This window comes from Kineococcus sp. R86509 (assembly GCF_042466365.1).
In the GTDB taxonomy this organism is placed as follows: domain Bacteria; phylum Actinomycetota; class Actinomycetes; order Actinomycetales; family Kineococcaceae; genus Kineococcus.
Window position 1 is genome coordinate 2,639,686 of record NZ_JAXHCE010000001.1, and the last position, 16,918, is coordinate 2,656,603.

A 16,918-nucleotide genomic window follows, 5' to 3' on the forward strand; every position below is an offset into this window, starting at 1 on the left:
CACCACCTGCGACGTGGACGTCGTGCGCTGACCTCAGTGCCGCACGCGACGTCCACCCACGACGATGACCGCCGGCTGTACCGGAAGGTCGTCCCCGGCTGCCCCGCTGCTGGCACGCTGGTCACGTGATCCTCCCGAAGGTCCGCGACCCGCGACTGGTCACGATCCGCCGTGGCGGAGAACTCACCGACGAGGACCACCGGCTCATCGCCCTGTGGGCCGCTGACTGCGCCGACCACGTGCTGCACCTCTTCGAGGTCGAACAGCCCGCGGACACCCGCCCCCGCGAGGCCATCGAGGCAGCACGCGCCTGGGCCGGGGGCAGCGTGCAGATGATGGACGCCCGAGCTCGCGGTGGGCACGCGATGGGAGCGGCTCGCCCGCTGCGGGGGGCTGCCCGCTGCGCCGCCTACGCCGCCGGCCAGGCCGCGTGCGTGCCTCACGTGCCCGAGCACGACCTCGGCGCCGCCGCCTACGCGATCAAGGCGGCACGGGCAGCGGGCACGGCCGATCCCACCGGACGGCTGGAGCGCGACTGGCAGCGGGAGCGGCTCCCGGAGCGCATCCGGGAGCTGGTGCTCGAGGACCAAGCCAGACGCGACGCGATCTGCTGGTCCGTCTTCGACGACTGACGAGACCTCGCGGTGCGGTCTGGCCGACGGGGCGGAGGGCGGACACGCGCAGTCGGGCGGCGTGCTCGTGGTCCGGGCGCGACCCCCACGATGCCGTCGGTGCCGCGTCCGGTCGGCGAGTCCCGTCGGCGGTGTCAGCCGGGCGGCAGACCCTCGGCCCACAGCGCCTCCAGGACGCGCTCACTGGCACGGCCGTCCTCCAGGGCGCAGAAGCGCTGCACGAACCGGGCGTAGCGTCCCGCCTGCGCAGCGGCCACCGCGGGCAGGTCGAGCAGCGCCGCGGTCAGCGCCTCCTGGTCGAGCAGGACCGGGCCCGGCGCCTCCGCCTCCAGGTCGAGGGTGAAGCCGCGCAGCCGGTCGCGGTAGTGCGCGAGGTCGTAGGCGAAGACCAGGATCGGCTTGCCCGTGACCGCGAAGTCGAACATCGACGACGAGTAGTCGGTGACCAGGACGTCGGCGGCCAGGTACAGGTCGGAGATGTCGGGGTACGCGCCCACGTCCTGCACCCGCCCACCGCCGGCGGGACGGCTCTGGTGGCCCATGTAGTGGTGCAGGCGCAGCAGGACGACGGCGTCGTCGCCGAGGCGCCGGGCGAGGGCCCCGACGTCCAGCCCCAGCGGGGCGTCGACGCCCGGGGCGGCCTCGTCGTCGCGGTAGGTGGGCGCGTACAGGACGGCCGTCGTGCCCTCCGCGAGGCCGAGCTCGGCGCGCACCCGAGCGCGCCGGGCGGCGCGGTCGGGCGCGGAGAGCACGTCGTTGCGCGGGTAGCCGGTCTCCAGCACCCGGCCCCGGTAGGCGAACGCGGCCCGCAGCAACCGCGTCCCCTCGGCGCTCGGGGTGACGAGCAGGTCCCAGCGGGCGATGTCGTCGTCCAGCTCGGCCATGACGTCGTCCGGGGGCTGGAACGCGGCGTCGCGGTGGATGCGCTTCAACGGTGTCCCGTGCCAGGTCTGCAGGTACACCGCCCCGGGTCGCTTGCGCCACCGGTCGAGCTGGATGTGCGTGTTCGAGACCAGCACGTCCGCCGCCTCGAGCGCCGCGACGGCTTGCGGTGTCCCGATCGGCACGGTCGCCACGCCGGGCGGGAACGTCGCGGCCTGGCGGGAGGAGGCGAGCCAGAGGTGGTCGACGCCGTCACCGCCGCGGGCGGTCCAGGCCTCGTGCAGCGCCCGCGGGTTGTCGGCGTAGCGGCCGTTGTCAGCGTTCCAGACGACCTTCACCGATCTCCCGCCCCCACCGTGCTCGTCCCGGGCGGGATGTCCCGCGCTGTGCGCCGACGCTAACCGCTCGACAGGGTTCGTGCAGGCCGGTGAGGACCTGGTGGTCCGACTGCGGACCGAGCTCCACCGTGGTCGAGGGTCGCGACCGCCAGAGACCCGACCCGGCGCCTCGTGCTCGGTCATCGGGTCAGGCGCGGGAAGCGGGGCCACCCCGCGCAGCGGTGCATCCGTTGAAGGGCTGCGAGGCTCACGATCGTCCTGCCCGAGCTCCGACGTGCCACCCACCGCCTGCTGAGGACGACCGAGGACTGACGTCGCGAACGCACGGAAGCGCCGATGACCGCGCTGTCGCGCTCATGACGATGGCCTCGCGATTGCACATTGGCATCGGTAGCGCCAAAATGGCGCCATGCCGAGCGTTCAGATCAAGGACGTCCCCGACGAGACGCACACCGTCCTGCGCCGCCGCGCCGCCCGGGCCCACCAGTCCCTGCAGGAGTACCTCCTCACCAAGCTCGTCGAGGACGCCAGCACCCCCACCCTCGACGAAGTGCTCGAGCGCGCCGGCGGCCGAGCCGGCGGCAGCCTGTCCTTCCGTGACGCCGTGACAGCGGTGCACGACGACCGTGATCGTCGTTGACGCCAGCGTCCTCGCTCCCGCCCTGGCCGACGACGGACCTGACGGAGACCGGGCCCGGGACCGTCTACGAAGCGAGGTGCTCACCGCCCCCGAAGTGATCGACCTGGAGGTGGCTTCCGTCCTGCGCCGCGCCGCTGCGGGCGGACGCCTCCCCGATCGCCGCGCCGACCTGGCGTTGAACGACCTCGTCGACCTGCCCCTGCGCCGCGCCGGTCACCGGCCGCTGCTGCGTCGTTGCTGGGAATTGAGGCACACCGTCACCAGCTACGACGCCGCCTACGTCGCTTTGGCCGAGGCCCTGGACGTCGTCCTCGTCACCGCCGACGCCCGCCTGTCCCGTGCACCGGGCATCACCTGCGAGGTGGAGGTCCTGCGCTGACCCCAGTGCCCCACGTACCGCCGAGCAAGAAGTCATCGACATCCGCACATGCCGATGGCTGCGCGTTCAGCCCTGGCCGTCGCACCCACCGCTGTCACCACATGAGGTCACCCGTGGGTGAACCGAAACGGTCACCCGGGCGACCAGATCGGCGCACCCACGTCTTCCCCCACGACGGGGGTCGCCCCGCTGCACCGACGTCACGGTCATCCCGCGGTGTGCGCGGTCCGGAGCCGGCAGCGACGTCGCGGGCTTGACGATGTCCGGTGAACCGCCGGATGGTTGGCTCAGGTGAGGGCGCGGGTGATGAGCAGCACCCCACCGACCGCGGCGAGGACGAGAACGAGACTGCGCACCGTGGCAGCACTGATCCGCGCCACGAAGCGCCACGCACACGCGGCCCCCACCACCAGACCGACCCCGGCTCCCAGCAGGCTGCCCAGCTGGACCGCGGGCAGGCCGAGGACGGCGAGGGTCACCACGTTCAGAGGCAAGGCGTACGCCTGCAGGGTCGCGGTGCTGACCTTCGGCTCCCAACCACGATGGGCCACGAACAGGGCCACCGGCGGCCCGCTGACCCCACCGAGGACGTTGAGCACCCCGCTGCCCGCCCCCGCAGCCACCGCACCAGCCGGGCCGTCCACCCACCCCGCCCGTCGCCCCGAAGCGATCAACCCCACCCCCACCAGAACCGCGACCCCAGCCGCCACGGACGTCCACATCCCGCCCAGTCGCGCGCTGAGCAGGTGCGCGGGCAGGACCAGCAGCGCCGCGGGTACCAGCAGGCGCAGCGCATCACCCCAGCGCACCAGGCGCCACGAGCCGGCCAAGACGACGACGTTGAGGACGATCGACAGGGCCACGCTCAAGCGCACCCCGTCAGAGGTGCCCAGGGCCAGTGCCAGCAAAGGTCCGGCGAGCAGCGCGAACCCCATACCGCTGAGGACCTGCGCTGATGAGGCCACGCCGACGCAGACCACTACCGCCACCGTCAACCACACGGCCTCGCCCATCAGCACCGCGGGATCGTCCCAGACCGCGCAGCGGCCGCTGTCCCGCACGGTCATCCCGCCGTCCGCGCGGACCCTGCAACTCGCGGAAGCACACCGTTGCTCTCGACCGTGGCGCCTTCGCAACGTGCTGCACGACTCAGCCGGCGCGGTAGTCGTAGGGGTTCGACCCCATGCGCTCTGACACCTGGATCACGAACTGGTCCGTCGTCACGAGCGAGTCGCCTCGGGCTTCGGCGGCGGCCATGGCGATGCGGTCGCCGAGCGAGAGTCGTCCGACCTCGCGGCCCGCATCCAGCTCGGCCTGCCGGGTGACCTTCTCCGCGTGGAGGACCTCCGCGATGTGTGCGGCTTCTGCGAGGCCGAACGGGACGATGTGGATCCCTGCACTGCTGAGATCCTCGCCGATGCTGCGCGCTTCCTCCTCCAGTTCGAACTTCCGACTGAGGACGGTCGCCACCTCGACCACGGTGGGGACCGTGACGTTGACGACGGTCAGGTCGACGGCCGCGAACACGTCGTCGATGCGGGCGCGACTGTCAGCCGTCTCCTGAGCGTCCGGATCGAGCCAGGACAAGACGGCGCACGCGTCGAGCAGCAGCGGTGTTCCCAGCGGTGAGCTGGCGATGACGGCGCGAGAACCCTCGCTCACTCGACACCCTTCTCGGCGAGGGCATCGGTCTCTTCGCCGTGGTACTCGGCCCACGCCTGCTGAGTGGACACGCCGCCACCCGTGCGTCGGTACTTCGCACGAACACGGGCCTGCATGGCAGCGCGGGTCTCGAGGACGATGCGGCCAGGACCTTCGGCGCGCGGGATCAGCTCGGAGCCCTCGGTGATGCCTGCCGCAGCGAGGACCTCGGCGGGCACGACTGTTCGCCGCTTGGAGTCGATCTTTAATGCCTGCGCCCTCATGAGCCCACCATGCGCTCGCTGGTGGGACGAGCGTCTCGATGGCCCACTCCCTGCGGCCGCCTGCTTCACCGATCCAGACCAACAGCGACAAGACCAGGCGACTCCACGGTCATCCCGCGTTGTGCGTGGTCGGTGACGTCGCGGTCATGTCGATGTCCGCAAGATCATCATCAGTGGGACACGGAAGCGCTCCTATTACGAAACACGTCGACAAGCGCGTGCACTCGTGACGTCTAGGCCCGCTGGCGGCAAGAGACACCGAATACCAAAGACGGCGTACACGGGCCTAGTTGGTCGGGTCACCTGCAGGGGTGGTCGGCTCCGCAGGCACGTGATCCGGCACTCGTTGAGGACCAGCTTCGACGGGGCGGGGCCGATCCTGGCGATGCAAACGGACCGCAATGAGCGCCACATCGTCTTCAGGGTGCGCAGGCACCATCTGCTTCAGCAGGTGGTCGAGCAGATCATCGAGTGAGAGATCCTGAGCGGCCAGCTCCTCCAGCGTTGCCTGCAGGCGTTCCAGTCCCACCTGCAGGGACTGATCGCGGCGCTCGACGAGGCCGTCGGTGTAGAGCAGGACCGTGGCGCCACGATCGAGGACGACTTCGGACTCGTCGCGCTCAACGTCGGGCACGACGCCCAACAGCAGGTCGGTGCTGAGCCCGACCAGGGGCTGCACGCTGGCGTCAGCATGGATCACCATCGCCGGTGGGTGCCCGGCGTTGGTCCAGCGCAGCCGGGTCACCCCACGGGCGCGTTCGTCCAGGGTCTGCTCGACGCGGGCCGCGATGGCGGTCGCTGTCGTCGACACCTGCAGGTTGGCCATCACCCGGTCGGTCTTGGCCAGGATCTCTGCTGGGGAGTCATCGCCCAGGGCACCGAAGGCGCGCATGATCGTGCGGACCTGACTCATGGCCGCAGCCGCTTGCACGTCGTGGCCCACGACGTCACCGATGACCAACACGGTGGCTCCGCCGGGCTGCAAGAACGCGTCGTACCAGTCCCCACCCACTTGGGCGGCTTCGACGGCCGGCAGGTAGCGCACGACGAGCTGGCCGTGGTCGGGCTCCGGGGGTGCGGTCAGCAGTGAGCGCTGTAGACCTTCGGCGAGGTTGCGTTGCTGGCGGTACAGGCGTGCGGAGTCCAACGCCAGGCCCGCTCGGGCAGCGACCTCTGCAGCTGTTGCTACTTCTTCGACGGCGATTGGGGACCGCTCGGCGTTGTTGAACAGGGTCATCAACCCCACGGTGCGGCCCCGCCCGCGCAGCGGGAAGATCGCCGAGGAATGCGGTGCGAGCTGGGCCAGCAGGCGGTGGGCTTGGCCGTCAGGGTCGAGGACTGCGGTCATGGCGGCGGTGGAATCGGTGACCAGGACCGGTCGGGCATCACGCAGGGCCTGGAGCAGAAAAGCCGAGTCGTTGAGCTCGCTGATGCGGTGCGCGGCGTAGGCCTGCACCAGCGGGCGGGCGGCTTCATCGCGGTGCCACCAGCCCACATCGCGCAACCCACGGCGTAGGTCCACGGTCCGCGAGGCCCGGGCGGTGGTGGGGGTGCTGGCTGCGGTGTCGTCCTCGACGAGGGTGATGACACACCAGTCAGCCAGGGTCGGTACGACCAGCTGCGCCAGCCGAGCTACGGCCTGTTCTGCGTCCAAGGTCTCGGTCAGCTCGGTGGTCACCGTGGCCAGCAACTGCAGGCGCAGCGCGGACTGCTCGACGATGTCTTGAGCGTGTTTGCGGGCGGTGATGTCGAGGAAGTACAGCGCCACGCCGCCGTTCTCCGGGACAGCGCGTACCTCGTACCAGGCGTCCAGGGGGGCGGGGTAGTAGGAGTCGAAGGTGAACAGCTCACCGGTCTCAGCCGCGCGGCGGTAGCCGGCTTCGAAGTCGGAGCCGACTGTGGCGGGGAACAGCTCCCAGATGATGCCGCCGACCAGTCCTTCGCGAGGCAGACCCAGGGCCTTGACGGCTTGAGCGTTGACGTAGGTGATGCGCCAGTCAGCGTCCATGGCCAGGTAGCCCACGGCCATGGCATCGAGGATCTGCTCCAGGCGCAGCCGTTCCACCTCGGAGGCTGTGTTCACCGGCTGCTCGCTCATCACGCGGACTCCTCACGCACCAGATGATCTGGCGCCATGCCAGGCTCGTCACGGCCATTCTGGTCGGTGTCGCCGACGCTGGCGGTCATCTGCCTCGATGTTCCGGTTGCGGCGGGGTGGCTGGCCCACTCATGAGGCAAGACAGCACCAGACCGTCTTCCCTGCCTCGCTGGCTTCGACGCCCCACTCCTTGCTGAGGACGTCAACCAAGGTCATCCCCCGTCCGCTCTCGTCGTCGATGCCGGCCTGGCGGGGCGCTGGCTCGCCGGGGCCAGCATCACTGACTGAGATCCGTAGCCCTGCTGGGCCTTCGCAGATGAGCTGCATCACCAGGGGCGCAGCTCCGTAGCGGACCCCGTTGGTGATGAGTTCGGACACCAGGAGCTCAGCTTCGTCACGCACTCCAGCGTGGTGCGCCACACAGAGGGCCTGAGTCAGAAAGTTGCGCGCGACCTTGGGGGCATGGGAGTCAAGCGGCAAGATCACCTTCGCGGACGGGGTGATCGTGCACACGACAGTGAGTCTCCCACGGCTTCCTACTCTTGGTCGGCTCGACGTAACAATCAGTCACTACCGCTCCCGCTCGTCGGGCGGTCCCTCGGTGCGCGCGAAGCGCACGGTCATCCCGCGATCCGGTGCGCACGGGAAGGCAGTCGTAGCCCACCCCACGCGTTCGCCGAGTGCGCACCCGATCCTCGACCAGCCGCCACCGGGTCCAGCCCGTCGACGCCCTCGACACGAGAGGGCGAACGTCGACAGCGGGTGCTCGGGCTCATCGCCCGGGCTTCAGCGGGTCTTCTGCCCGTCCCGGGCCAGGAAGTAGCCCACTGCGCCCGCGACGACGGCCTGCCCCACCGCGAGGGCGACCGCCGCTGCCGTGGACCGGTCGCCGGTGTAGAGCAGCAACCCGACGACGAGACCGACGACGGCTCCGATGAGGGTGTAGGTGCGCTGCTTGCTGGTCATGGATGCTCCTGGTGGCGAGAAGGCGACAGGCCGAGCTGAGGCACATCGTGGCGCTGATGATCACTGCTCGTACCACCAGAGCGCACCCGGACGACTTCGGCGCTCAGCAGGCCCCGCGCAGGCACCACCGACCGCACGGTCATCCCGCGCTACGGGTGGTCCTGACTGCCGGTGACGTCGCGCACGTGCGATGAGCGAGCGAGTCCAGCACGACGATCACCCGCACACCGCCGGGGAGCGGATGGTCATTCCGCCAGCGTGGGGCGTGCTCGACGGTGCGACGGGCGATCGGCTTCAGTCGACCGGTATCGCCTCTGCGACCTCGTCGACAGCGTCCGGGACCCAGCGCAAGACGTCACCCGGCTGGCACTCCAGCACCCGGCACGTCGCATCCAGGGTCGAGAACCGCACCGCCTTGGCCCGCCCGTTCTTCAACACGGCCACGTTCGCCGGCGTCAAACCGATCCGGCGGGAGAACTCACCCACCGACATCTTCCGCCGCGCCAGCATCACGTCGAGGTCGACGACCACCGCCATCAGACGACCTCGGCCATCTCGCTCTGCAGCACCGTCGCCGAAGCCAGCAGACCGCGCATGACGATCATCAGCAGGACGAAGCTCACTCCACCGACCAACGACGCGGCCTGGACCAGCACCGCGAACGGACCGCCGACCCCGACCCAGCTGATCAGGTGAGTCACGGTCGCCACCGTGATGACGGTCGCTGCTGCCGCCGAGACGATGATGACGTCCACCCACCGCAGGGCTTCCGGGTTGAAGATCCATCCGTGCTCGACCATCGCGAGCAGCTTCCCCACCGCGATCAGTGCAGCCTGCACGCAGACCAGGACCACGATCATCGCGATCGCGTAGGGCACCGCCAGGTAGGCCAGCTCGGGGTGCTCCTGCGCTGACTGCGAGGCGGCGACGGGGACGTAGACGACCTGACCGAAGAGGGCACCCAGACCCAGGACGACGAGACAGAGACGCAGGGCGTTGATGACGCGGCCGTTCACCTGTCGATCATCACTCGGTATCTATCGAAGAGCAATAGATACAAGCGTCGGTGGCGTAGATGGCCCAACCTGCTCGCGCACGATCGTTCCCCGGTGGACCGGCTGCCGTCCTGCCACTCTGCTCACGTGGACCACCCCGCACGCCGCGCGCTCCCGCTCCTGCTCCCCCTGCTGCTGATCGCCGCCTCGGCCGGTTGTTCGGGGAAGAAGACGGGCGAGGTCACGGTGGAGACCACCCTGCACCTGTGCCGCCAGCAGGAATGTCGAGACCTACCGGCCGCGGGGGCAGAGGTCACCTTCTTCGCCGGCGGCAGCGCGGTCGGGACCGCGACCCTGGACGACGCCGGCCGCATCACCAAGACCTTCGGCCCCGGCACGTACACCGTGGACGTCTCGATGCCCGAGTTCGGCCTGCACATCACCCAGGACGAGGTGACCCCCACCAGCCTGGAAGCCGATGGGGGCGTCACCTTCGCTCTGGCCTTCCCCGGCGCCCTGGACCTGACCGCCGACGCGTCGTAGCCCGACGTCGCGGTCACCCGCGAGCTGCGTGCTCCCGCGTTCCGGGCAGGATCACGGCTGTCCACGACCCGCAGGACGGGCCCTAGTAGCGCAGGAGGGCGCCGATGCCGTCGGCCATCGTGACCAGGGGCGCCTCACCGTCCTCCTCCGGGAGCGGGACGAGGTGGATCTCGGCGTCGGAGGCGGCCAGGGCGCGGACGAGGGCCGCGTCGGCGCGCACCTGCACGGCGTCTTCGATACCCATGGCGTGCAGGTCCATCGTCGTGGTGCTGATCTCCAGCGGTCCCCGGCCGGCCCAGAGGAGTTCCGTCGAGCTCGGGTCGTCGAGCAGCAGCATCGTCGCCACCTGCCCCTGGCGCAGGGCGGAGACGACCGCGGCCATCCCCTCGACGGCCCGGCCCGCCCGGCCGCGTTCCTGGACGAAGTCGTCGACGACGGTCTGGCGCCGCGCCGAGCGGACGACGTCGAGGACCTCAGTGACGGCGGCCGTGAACGCCTTCTCGTGCGTGCCGGCCGCCCGCGAGCCGCCCTTGACGTCGCGGAGCAGGGCCCGCAGCGGGGCGGGGGCCTTCTCGCGCAGCGCGGCGGCGGCCTTCGCGTCACCGGTGAGCAGCACGACCTCGGGGTGCTCGCGGCGGACGAGGTCGGTGAGGTCGGCGGCGACGGCGGCGGCGTTGTGGTCCCAGGAGTCCTGCACGGAGCGCTGGTAGCGGTGCTCGGCGCGGTTGTCCCCGGATCCCTTGTGCAGCAGGTCATGTCCCCCCTCGACGGTGTGGACCTCGGCCCCCTGGACCGCACCGGTACGGGTGAGGGTGATGTCGGCGCCGGCACGGTCGAGCTCGACGAGCACGTAGCGGACGTCGTCCGCCTTCGACCGCACGAGCGGCATGAGGTGCGCGACGGGACCGGTGCTGACCTCCTCGCGCAGCGGCGGGGCGAGCAGCACGACGTCGAGCTGCAGCCCCTCCTTCGTGGCGAGCATCGCGCGTCCGACGTGGCCGCCGACCCCGGTCGGTTCGGTGGCGACGGCGTCGAGCGCGCTCAACGCGGTCTCGGGGGCGCCCTGGCCGGCCAGGGCCGACCGGGCGTCCTGCCAGCGCAGGTCGATGTCGTGGGCGCCGGTCGCCCGATCGCGGGTCGCGTCGACGTAGACGGACACGTGCGGACCGGGGTCCAGCGCCAGGTCCTTGAGCCAGTCCAGCTTCACGGGACTCCTCCTCATCGCGGATGGTGCTCAACGCTCTTACCCGTGACTCAGAGTTTCAACCGGAGCGCGATCACGCGACCAGGTTTTCCACCGGCCCCACGTAGAGCCAGACGCCGGCGACGCGGGTGAAGGCCGAGTTCTCGTGCTGGACACCGCGGCGGCCCGCCTGGCGGTAGTGCGCCTCGAACTCGACGGTCCCGGTGTCGTCGAAGGGGCTACCGCCCGTGGTGGCGAGCACGAGGAGGCGGCGCCACTCGACGCCGGGGTCCAGGTCGAGCTCGTCGGGTCGGGTGGCGGGGTCCCAGGTGCGGAGCAGGTGCTCGCGGTCGCCAACGGCGAAGGCCGTGTAGCGCGAGCGCATCAGCGCTTCCGCGGTCGGCGCCGCCCGGCCCCCCAGGTACCGGCCGCAGCACCCGGCGAACGGCTCGCCCCAGCCGCACGGGCACGGTCCCTCGGGAGTGGTCACCCCGTCATCCTGCCCGGCGGCGGGGCGGTGGTGGAGCGCACGACGAGACGCGGGGCCACCAGCCGCAGGCCGACGGGCAGCTCGGGGTCCTCGAGGCGGGCCAGCAGGCGCTCCCCCGCGATCCGGCCGACCTCGCGGGCGGCGTTGTCGACGCTGGTCAACGACACCGCCCGCAGCCGGGCCAGCGAGGTGTCGTCGTAGCCGGCGACGGAGACGTCGGCGGGGACGTCGAGGCCGAGGTCGGCCGCGGCGGCGAGGACCCCGACGGCGCAGGCGTCGTTCGCGGCGAGCACGGCGGTCGGCCGCTCGGCGGCACGTCGGGCGTCGCCGAGCAGGGCCAGACCCGCGCGGTGACCGGCGTCCTCGGTCATCTCGGCGACGGCCACCAGGGGTGTCCCGCCGCCGGCCCGGACGGCCGCCTCGAAGGCCTCGCGGCGCAGCCGGCCGACGGGCCCGGACCCGCCGACGTGGGCGATGCGGCGGTGGCCGAGGGCGAGCAGGTGCTCGACGACGAGCCCCACCCCGGCCGGGTCGTCCCCGGCGACGACGTCGAGGTCGGTCCCGGGCGGGGTGCGGGTGCCGGCCAGCACGACCGGCAGGTGCACCGCGACCTCCTCGACGAGGGTGAGGTCGGGCAGGGTGCCGATGACGACGAGCCCGTCGACGCGCAGGTCGGCGAAGGTCTGCGGGGCCTCGGGTTCGCTGCGGACCTCGGCCAGCACCGGCCGCAGCCCGGCTGCGCGCAGCACGGGCCGCAGGCCGTCGAGGACGTCCACGAACCACGGGTTGCGCAGGTCGTCGAGGACGAGCCCGACGGCCCGGGTGCGGCCCTGCGCGAGGCTGCGGGCGGTCGGGTCGGGGCGGTAGCCGAGTTCGTCCATCGCGCTGAGCACGGCGGCGCGGCGCTCGGGCGAGACCTTCGGGCTCTCCTGCAGCACGAGCGAGACCAGCGACTTGGAGACCCCGGCGCGCGCGGCGACGCTGCGGATCGTGGGTCGTCCCCCCGGATCGCTCACGCCTCTACGCTCCTTGACATCGGGTTGGTGGTGGGTCGATCGTAGAGGGCGTTGGACCGGTCCAACGACGATGACGTCCTGAAGGAGTCCCCTTGTCCGACCTGCACCTCGGCCTCGCCGGCGTGGGCCGCATCGGCGTCATGCACGCGCGCAACGTCGTCACGACCCCCGGCGTGGGCCGGCTCACCGTCGCCGACGTCGACGCCGTCCGCGCGCGGTCCGTGGCCGACGAACTCGGGGTCGAGGCCGCCGTCGACGTCGACGCCCTACTGGCCTCCGGGATCGACGGTCTGATCGTCGCGACCGGCACCGCGCAGCACCCCGAGCTCATCCGGGCCGGGGTCGAGGCCGGCATCCCGGTGTTCTCCGAGAAACCCGTCGCGCCGGACGTCGCGCTGTCGCTGCCCGTCCTGGACTTCATCGCCGCCCACGACGGTGTCGTCCGCATCGGTCACCAGCGCCGCTACGACGCCGGCTACCTCGAGGCCAAACGCGCGCACTCGACCGGCGAGCTCGGCTGGCTGCACGCGATCCGGGCCGTGACCTGCGACGTCACCCCGCCGCCGGTGTCGTTCCTCGCGACCTCGGGCGGGTTGTTCCGCGACTGCTCCGTCCACGACTTCGACGTCATCCGCTGGATCACCGGCCGGGAGGTCGTCGAGGTCTACGCCCGGGGCAGCAACAACGGCGACCCCGAGATCGGGGCCGTGGGCGACGTCGACACCGCCCTCGCCGTCTGCACCCTCGACGACGGGACCCTCGCCGTCGTCACCGCCTCCCGCTACAACGGGGCGGGCCACGACGTCCGGCTGGAACTGCAGGGCTCCGCCGGGTCGCTGCTCGTCGGCCTCGACGAACGGAGCGCGCTGCGCTCGGCCGAACCCGGCGTCGAGTTCCCCACCGGAACCCCGCACACGACGTTCGCCGAACGCTTCGCCGACGCCTACCGCGCCGAGATCGCCGCCTTCGCGGACCTCGTCCGCGGGATCGACGGGGAACTGTGCCGACCCGAGGACGCCGTCGCCGCGTCCCGGGTCGCCGACGCCGCGCAGGAGTCGCTCGCGAGCGGGACGCCGGTCCGGGTCTGACCGGACGCCCGACGGGTGGTGCGGTCCTGGAAGTGCCGCTCGACGCCGAGGCGGGCGAGGTCCACGAGCAGGCCACCGTCCATCCGGACCGGGGTCTCAGCGGTGGTCGCTGCTCAGCCGGAGGGGACACCGCTACGGCGGCCGTGCCTGGCTCACCCCGCCGTCCTCGTCGTGACAGGACGGTCCGGGCGTCACCGTCGACGGTCCACGGGTCCGCCGACGACGTCCGCGGCCCCCGGCAGCACCTTGGAGAACAGCGTCGTGCCCAGCAGCTCTCCCCGGGGACTCACCGCGTGGCCCTCGATGGTCCCGGCCCGCCACCACCCCCAGCGCTCGTACAGGCCCTCCGTCGGGCGCCCGTCTCGGTGTCCAGCACGAGCAGGGTCCGACCCGCCCGCACCGCCCCTCCCTCGGCCGCGGCCATGAGCCGGGAGGCGAGTCCACGCCCGCGGAAGTCGCGGTGGACGAGCAGCTCGGTCAGGTCGGCACGGTGCGGGGCGTCCTCGGGCTGGTCCAGGCGCAGGCTGACCGTTCCCGCCACCCACGTCCACCCGCCCTCGAGGTACCGACGAAGCCGACGCTGGCGCCGTCCGGGACGACGTCACGCAGGACGTCCACGAGGCCGGTGAGGAGGTCGGCCGGGACGGGGTCGCGGACACGGAGGGGATCCACGCGACCACTCCGCTGCGCCCCTCGTCCCGCGGGGGCGAGGGCCCCGAGGCGGGCGGACGCGGTCCGACCCGGCGAGGACGTGCGGGGCAGGCCCCCGAACGCCACGCTGGAGGACGTGAGCGCCCACGCCGTGGTCCGGCAGGTCCTGCCCGTCCCCGCCGACGTGGCCTTCGACGTCGTGCACGACTACCCGAACCGGCTGCGCTGGGACACCCTGCTGCGCGCGGCGTACACGGTCGGCGGTGCCGCTCCCGACCGCGGCGTCGACGCCGTCTGCCAGGCCCGCTGGACCCTCGGTGGGCTGACCTTCCGCACGCGCTACGTGACCTTCCGCCGCCCCGACCTGGCGGCGGTCACCCTGACCTCGCGGTCGCCGTTCTTCGCCGCGTGGGCCGCCTCGATGCGCCACCGCGACCTCGAGGGCGGGCGCAGCGAGGTCGTCTACACGCTGACGTTCACCGGTGCCCCCGCCCCGCTGTCCCGCGTCGTCGAGGCCGTCGCCGTGCGGGCGTTCCGGTGGGAGACCGGGCGGCGGCTGCGCGCCCTGGCCGCGCACCTCGAACGGTCAGCACCGGCCGCGCCGACAGGTCACGGGTGATGGTGGCGGCACCGGGAGCACGCCGTCGCGGAGGTGCCCGCCTCAAGCGGTGGGGGTCCGCTGCCGACGTCAGGGTGTGGAGAAGCCCGCGCCGCTGACCCCGAGCGCCCCCGGCACCGGGGACCGGATCGACGCCTCCGTCGTGACGTGGTGGCGGGTGCACCCCGCGGCGATGCACCTGGCGTTCGCGGTGGCCTACGCCGGGGCGGTCGTGGCGGGCCGGGCGACCCGGTTGCCGGGTTCGACCCTGTCGCTGGTCTGGCCGGCGGCCGCCGTCGGCTTCGTGTGGGTCGCCTGCTGCTGGCACCAGCGCCGTGGCCGGGTCCTGACCGTCGCGGCGGTAGCCGTCCTCTCGGGGCTGCTGAACGCCGCGACCGGCGCCGGAGCGCTGCTGGGGGCCGCGTTCGCGGTGGCCAACGGCGTGCAGGCCGCCACCTCGTGCCTCGTGACGTACCGCTGGCACCGTCGCGGCGGCAGCGCGCCGTGGCGGTTGCGGAACCCCGCGGACCTGACCGCCCTGGTCCTGGGGTCGGTGGCCGGGTCGGCGGCGGCGGCCTGCGTCGGACCGCTCGCGCTGCACCTCAGCGCCGGCACCCCGCTGCTCCCGGCGGCCGGGGCGTGGCTGGTGCGCAACGCCGCCAGCACCTTCGTCTTCGCCGCCTTCGCCCTGCGACTGGCGGACCGGGGCCGGCGCTGGCGGACCGGCTGGCGCAGCGGCACGGAGATCGTCGCCGCGACCGTGGTGGTGGTCGCCGCGTACACGGTGGTCTTCACCCAGACCGAGCACCTGCCGCTCGCCTTCGCGCTGCTGCCGTTCAGCATGTGGATCGCGCTGCGCTTCCACACCACGACCACCACCGGCCACGTCCTGCTCATCGGGATCTGGGTCGTGGCCGCGACCATGGCCGGGCGTGGACCGTTCGCGGTGGACTCCCCCGCGACCCGGGTGCTGCTGGCCCAGGCCTTCGTCACCGTCATCGGGCTCGCCGCCCTGGTCCTGGCCCTGATCCGGGACGAGCGCGCCGACCTGGTCGCCGGCCTGCGCCGGGCCCAGCAGGAAGCCGCCGAGCAGGCCGCCCTGCTGCGGGAGGTCTTCGAGACCACCGGCGACGGGTTGAGCGTCTACGACGCCCGGGGTGCGGCCCTGCTGCGCAACCGCGCCGCGATGTCGCTCTTCCCCGACCTGCCTCTCGACCTCGCGCAGGAGCGGTGGACGGAGTTCTTCTCCATGCGCCACCCCGACGGCCGGCCCTGGCCGGTACCGGACCTGCCCGTCTCGCGTGCCCTGCGCGGGGAGACGGTCGAGAACGCGGACGTGCTCGTCACGACGCCGGCCGTCCCCGCCGGCCGGCTGCTGAACCTCAGCGCCCACCCGCTGCCCCCGGCCACCGGGCAGCGCTGGGCCGGGGGCGTGGTCCTGGCCGCTCGCGACGTCACCTCCGAACGGGCCGCCGCGGCCCGCCTGGCCGCCTCCGAACGCCGGTTCCGCGCCGCGTTCGACACCGCACCGATCAGCATGATGATCGTCGGGCTGACCGGCCGGGACGCCGCGCAGATCCTGCAGGTCAACGCCACGTTGAGCGAGTTCACGGGCTTCGCCGCGTGGGAACTGCTGCAGCTCGACCACCACGCCCTGACCCACCCCGAGGACCGGGGCGAGTGCGTCACCGCGTTCGCCCCCTTCCTCGACGGCCGGGCCCACGAGGCCCGGGTGGAGAAGCGCTACCGGCACGCCGACGGCAGCACCCGCTGGGGCCTGCTGTCGGCGACCGTCCTCACCGACTCCGGGTGGAACGCGGCCACCAGCGGTGGACCCGACGACGAGCCCTACCTGCTGTGCCTGATCGAGGACATCACCGTCCGCAGGGCCGCTGAGGACCTCCTGCGGCACCAGGCCCTGCACGACCCCCTGACCGGGCTGCCCAACCGGACCCTGATGCACGACCGGCTCACCCACGCCCTGGCCGCCACCAGCCGGGACCGCACCAGGGTGGGAGTCCTGTTCTGCGACCTGGACGGGTTCAAGGCCGTCAACGACGCCGCCGGGCACGCCACCGGGGACGACCTGCTGCGCGAGGTCGCCGACCGCTTCTCCACCTGCCTGCGCCCGGGAGACACCCTGGCCCGCCTCGGCGGGGACGAGTTCGCCGTCGTCTGTCCCGGGCTGACCGAGGAGCAGGACCTGTCGGCCATCGCCGAACGCCTGCTCGCGAGCCTGCGGGCGCCCGTCGTGCTGACGCGCGGCACCTTCACCGTCGGGGCCAGCATCGGGATGACGTCGGCCTGCGTCCCGGCCGGGGTGCACGCCGTGACCCCGATCGGCGGCAGCCAGGACACCGACGGGACCGACGGCGTGGGTGCGCTGGCCGAGGCGGTCCTCGCCGAGGCCGACGAGGCGATGTACGACGCCAAGCGCGGCGGCAAGAACCGCGCCCACCGGCACGGGAACCGTCCGCTCAGCCACCCCTGACGG

Annotated in this window: 21 protein-coding genes; 7 read left to right on the top strand and 14 right to left on the bottom strand. The window is 72.3% G+C overall.

What is annotated here, in order from left to right:
* Positions 1 to 125 precede the first annotated feature (125 nt).
* Positions 126 to 632, top strand: coding sequence for a putative immunity protein (locus SJY07_RS12945; RefSeq protein ID WP_380159626.1), 507 nt, complete (start codon positions 126 to 128; stop codon positions 630 to 632).
* Positions 633 to 766: 134 nt separating this feature from the next.
* Here the strand turns inward: SJY07_RS12945 and SJY07_RS12950 are convergent, their stop codons facing one another.
* Positions 767 to 1,852: a CDP-glycerol glycerophosphotransferase family protein gene (locus SJY07_RS12950; RefSeq protein WP_380159628.1), complete on the bottom strand. Its 1,086-nt coding sequence runs from the start codon at positions 1,850 to 1,852 to the stop codon at positions 767 to 769.
* Between the two features lie 409 nt (positions 1,853 to 2,261).
* On the opposite strand from SJY07_RS12950, the gene SJY07_RS12955 reads away from it, so the two are divergent.
* Both SJY07_RS12955 and SJY07_RS12960 read left to right on the top strand, forming a co-directional pair.
* A complete protein-coding gene (locus SJY07_RS12955; RefSeq protein WP_380159630.1) occupies positions 2,262 to 2,492 on the top strand; it encodes a hypothetical protein in 231 nt (76 codons plus the stop codon).
* Positions 2,479 to 2,871: a type II toxin-antitoxin system VapC family toxin gene (locus tag SJY07_RS12960; RefSeq protein ID WP_328293827.1), complete on the top strand. Its 393-nt coding sequence runs from the start codon at positions 2,479 to 2,481 to the stop codon at positions 2,869 to 2,871. The genes SJY07_RS12955 and SJY07_RS12960 overlap by 14 nt, the downstream gene beginning before the upstream one ends.
* A 287-nt stretch (positions 2,872 to 3,158) precedes the next feature.
* On the opposite strand, the gene SJY07_RS12965 is transcribed toward SJY07_RS12960, so the two are convergent.
* From SJY07_RS12965 to SJY07_RS13000, 8 genes are all read right to left on the bottom strand, one after another.
* The gene (locus SJY07_RS12965; protein ID WP_380159633.1) at positions 3,159 to 3,938 is read right to left on the bottom strand and encodes a TSUP family transporter; all 780 of its coding nucleotides are present in this window, start codon (positions 3,936 to 3,938) and stop codon (positions 3,159 to 3,161) included.
* Between the two features lie 82 nt (positions 3,939 to 4,020).
* Positions 4,021 to 4,533: a PIN domain-containing protein gene (locus SJY07_RS12970; protein WP_380159635.1), complete on the bottom strand. Its 513-nt coding sequence runs from the start codon at positions 4,531 to 4,533 to the stop codon at positions 4,021 to 4,023.
* Complete coding sequence (locus tag SJY07_RS12975) at positions 4,530 to 4,796, bottom strand: AbrB/MazE/SpoVT family DNA-binding domain-containing protein (protein ID WP_380159637.1); 267 nt, start codon at positions 4,794 to 4,796, stop codon at positions 4,530 to 4,532. Before SJY07_RS12975 ends, SJY07_RS12970 begins: the two co-directional genes overlap by 4 nt.
* A 286-nt stretch (positions 4,797 to 5,082) precedes the next feature.
* The gene (locus SJY07_RS12980) at positions 5,083 to 6,894 is read right to left on the bottom strand and encodes a SpoIIE family protein phosphatase (RefSeq protein WP_380159639.1); all 1,812 of its coding nucleotides are present in this window, start codon (positions 6,892 to 6,894) and stop codon (positions 5,083 to 5,085) included.
* Between the two features lie 129 nt (positions 6,895 to 7,023).
* The gene (locus SJY07_RS12985) at positions 7,024 to 7,407 is read right to left on the bottom strand and encodes an ATP-binding protein (RefSeq protein ID WP_380159641.1); all 384 of its coding nucleotides are present in this window, start codon (positions 7,405 to 7,407) and stop codon (positions 7,024 to 7,026) included.
* Positions 7,408 to 7,680: 273 nt separating this feature from the next.
* Positions 7,681 to 7,860, bottom strand: a complete 180-nt coding sequence (locus tag SJY07_RS12990; RefSeq protein WP_380159643.1) for a hypothetical protein — start codon at positions 7,858 to 7,860, stop codon at positions 7,681 to 7,683.
* A gap of 294 nt (positions 7,861 to 8,154) precedes the next feature.
* Positions 8,155 to 8,397 (bottom strand): helix-turn-helix domain-containing protein, encoded by a 243-nt coding sequence (locus tag SJY07_RS12995; protein ID WP_380159645.1) that lies wholly within the window; start codon positions 8,395 to 8,397, stop codon positions 8,155 to 8,157.
* A complete protein-coding gene (locus SJY07_RS13000) occupies positions 8,397 to 8,876 on the bottom strand; it encodes a DUF2975 domain-containing protein (RefSeq protein WP_328293819.1) in 480 nt (159 codons plus the stop codon). Before SJY07_RS13000 ends, SJY07_RS12995 begins: the two co-directional genes overlap by 1 nt.
* A gap of 126 nt (positions 8,877 to 9,002) precedes the next feature.
* Here SJY07_RS13000 and SJY07_RS13005 point away from each other — a divergent pair, with 126 nt between their 5' ends.
* Positions 9,003 to 9,398 (top strand): hypothetical protein, encoded by a 396-nt coding sequence (locus SJY07_RS13005; RefSeq protein WP_328293818.1) that lies wholly within the window; start codon positions 9,003 to 9,005, stop codon positions 9,396 to 9,398.
* An 82-nt stretch (positions 9,399 to 9,480) separates the two neighbouring features.
* Here SJY07_RS13005 and SJY07_RS13010 read toward each other — a convergent pair whose 3' ends face one another.
* From SJY07_RS13010 to SJY07_RS13020, 3 genes are all read right to left on the bottom strand, one after another.
* Entirely contained in the window at positions 9,481 to 10,605 is a 1,125-nt protein-coding gene (locus tag SJY07_RS13010; RefSeq protein ID WP_380159648.1) for a Vms1/Ankzf1 family peptidyl-tRNA hydrolase, read from the bottom strand.
* A gap of 70 nt (positions 10,606 to 10,675) precedes the next feature.
* Positions 10,676 to 11,071 carry a YchJ family protein gene (locus SJY07_RS13015; RefSeq protein WP_380159650.1) on the bottom strand — a complete coding sequence of 132 codons (396 nt, stop codon included), beginning with the start codon at positions 11,069 to 11,071 and terminating at the stop codon, positions 10,676 to 10,678.
* On the bottom strand, positions 11,068 to 12,087 hold the full coding sequence (locus SJY07_RS13020; RefSeq protein WP_380159652.1) for a LacI family DNA-binding transcriptional regulator: 1,020 nt from the start codon (positions 12,085 to 12,087) through the stop codon (positions 11,068 to 11,070). Before SJY07_RS13020 ends, SJY07_RS13015 begins: the two co-directional genes overlap by 4 nt.
* Positions 12,088 to 12,179: 92 nt before the next feature.
* On the opposite strand from SJY07_RS13020, the gene SJY07_RS13025 reads away from it, so the two are divergent.
* Positions 12,180 to 13,175, top strand: a complete 996-nt coding sequence (locus SJY07_RS13025; protein ID WP_380159654.1) for a Gfo/Idh/MocA family oxidoreductase — start codon at positions 12,180 to 12,182, stop codon at positions 13,173 to 13,175.
* Between the two features lie 286 nt (positions 13,176 to 13,461).
* On the opposite strand, the gene SJY07_RS13030 is transcribed toward SJY07_RS13025, so the two are convergent.
* A complete protein-coding gene (locus SJY07_RS13030) occupies positions 13,462 to 13,716 on the bottom strand; it encodes a GNAT family N-acetyltransferase (RefSeq protein WP_380159656.1) in 255 nt (84 codons plus the stop codon).
* Complete coding sequence (locus SJY07_RS13035; protein ID WP_380162535.1) at positions 13,653 to 13,847, bottom strand: hypothetical protein; 195 nt, start codon at positions 13,845 to 13,847, stop codon at positions 13,653 to 13,655. The genes SJY07_RS13030 and SJY07_RS13035 overlap by 64 nt, the downstream gene beginning before the upstream one ends.
* A 115-nt stretch (positions 13,848 to 13,962) precedes the next feature.
* Between SJY07_RS13035 and SJY07_RS13040 the strand changes: the two genes are divergently transcribed.
* Together SJY07_RS13040 and SJY07_RS13045 are read left to right on the top strand one after the other, a co-directional pair.
* Positions 13,963 to 14,445: an SRPBCC family protein gene (locus tag SJY07_RS13040; protein WP_328293812.1), complete on the top strand. Its 483-nt coding sequence runs from the start codon at positions 13,963 to 13,965 to the stop codon at positions 14,443 to 14,445.
* A gap of 76 nt (positions 14,446 to 14,521) precedes the next feature.
* Entirely contained in the window at positions 14,522 to 16,915 is a 2,394-nt protein-coding gene (locus SJY07_RS13045) for a diguanylate cyclase domain-containing protein (RefSeq protein ID WP_380159659.1), read from the top strand.
* The last annotated feature ends 3 nt before the right edge of the window (positions 16,916 to 16,918 follow it).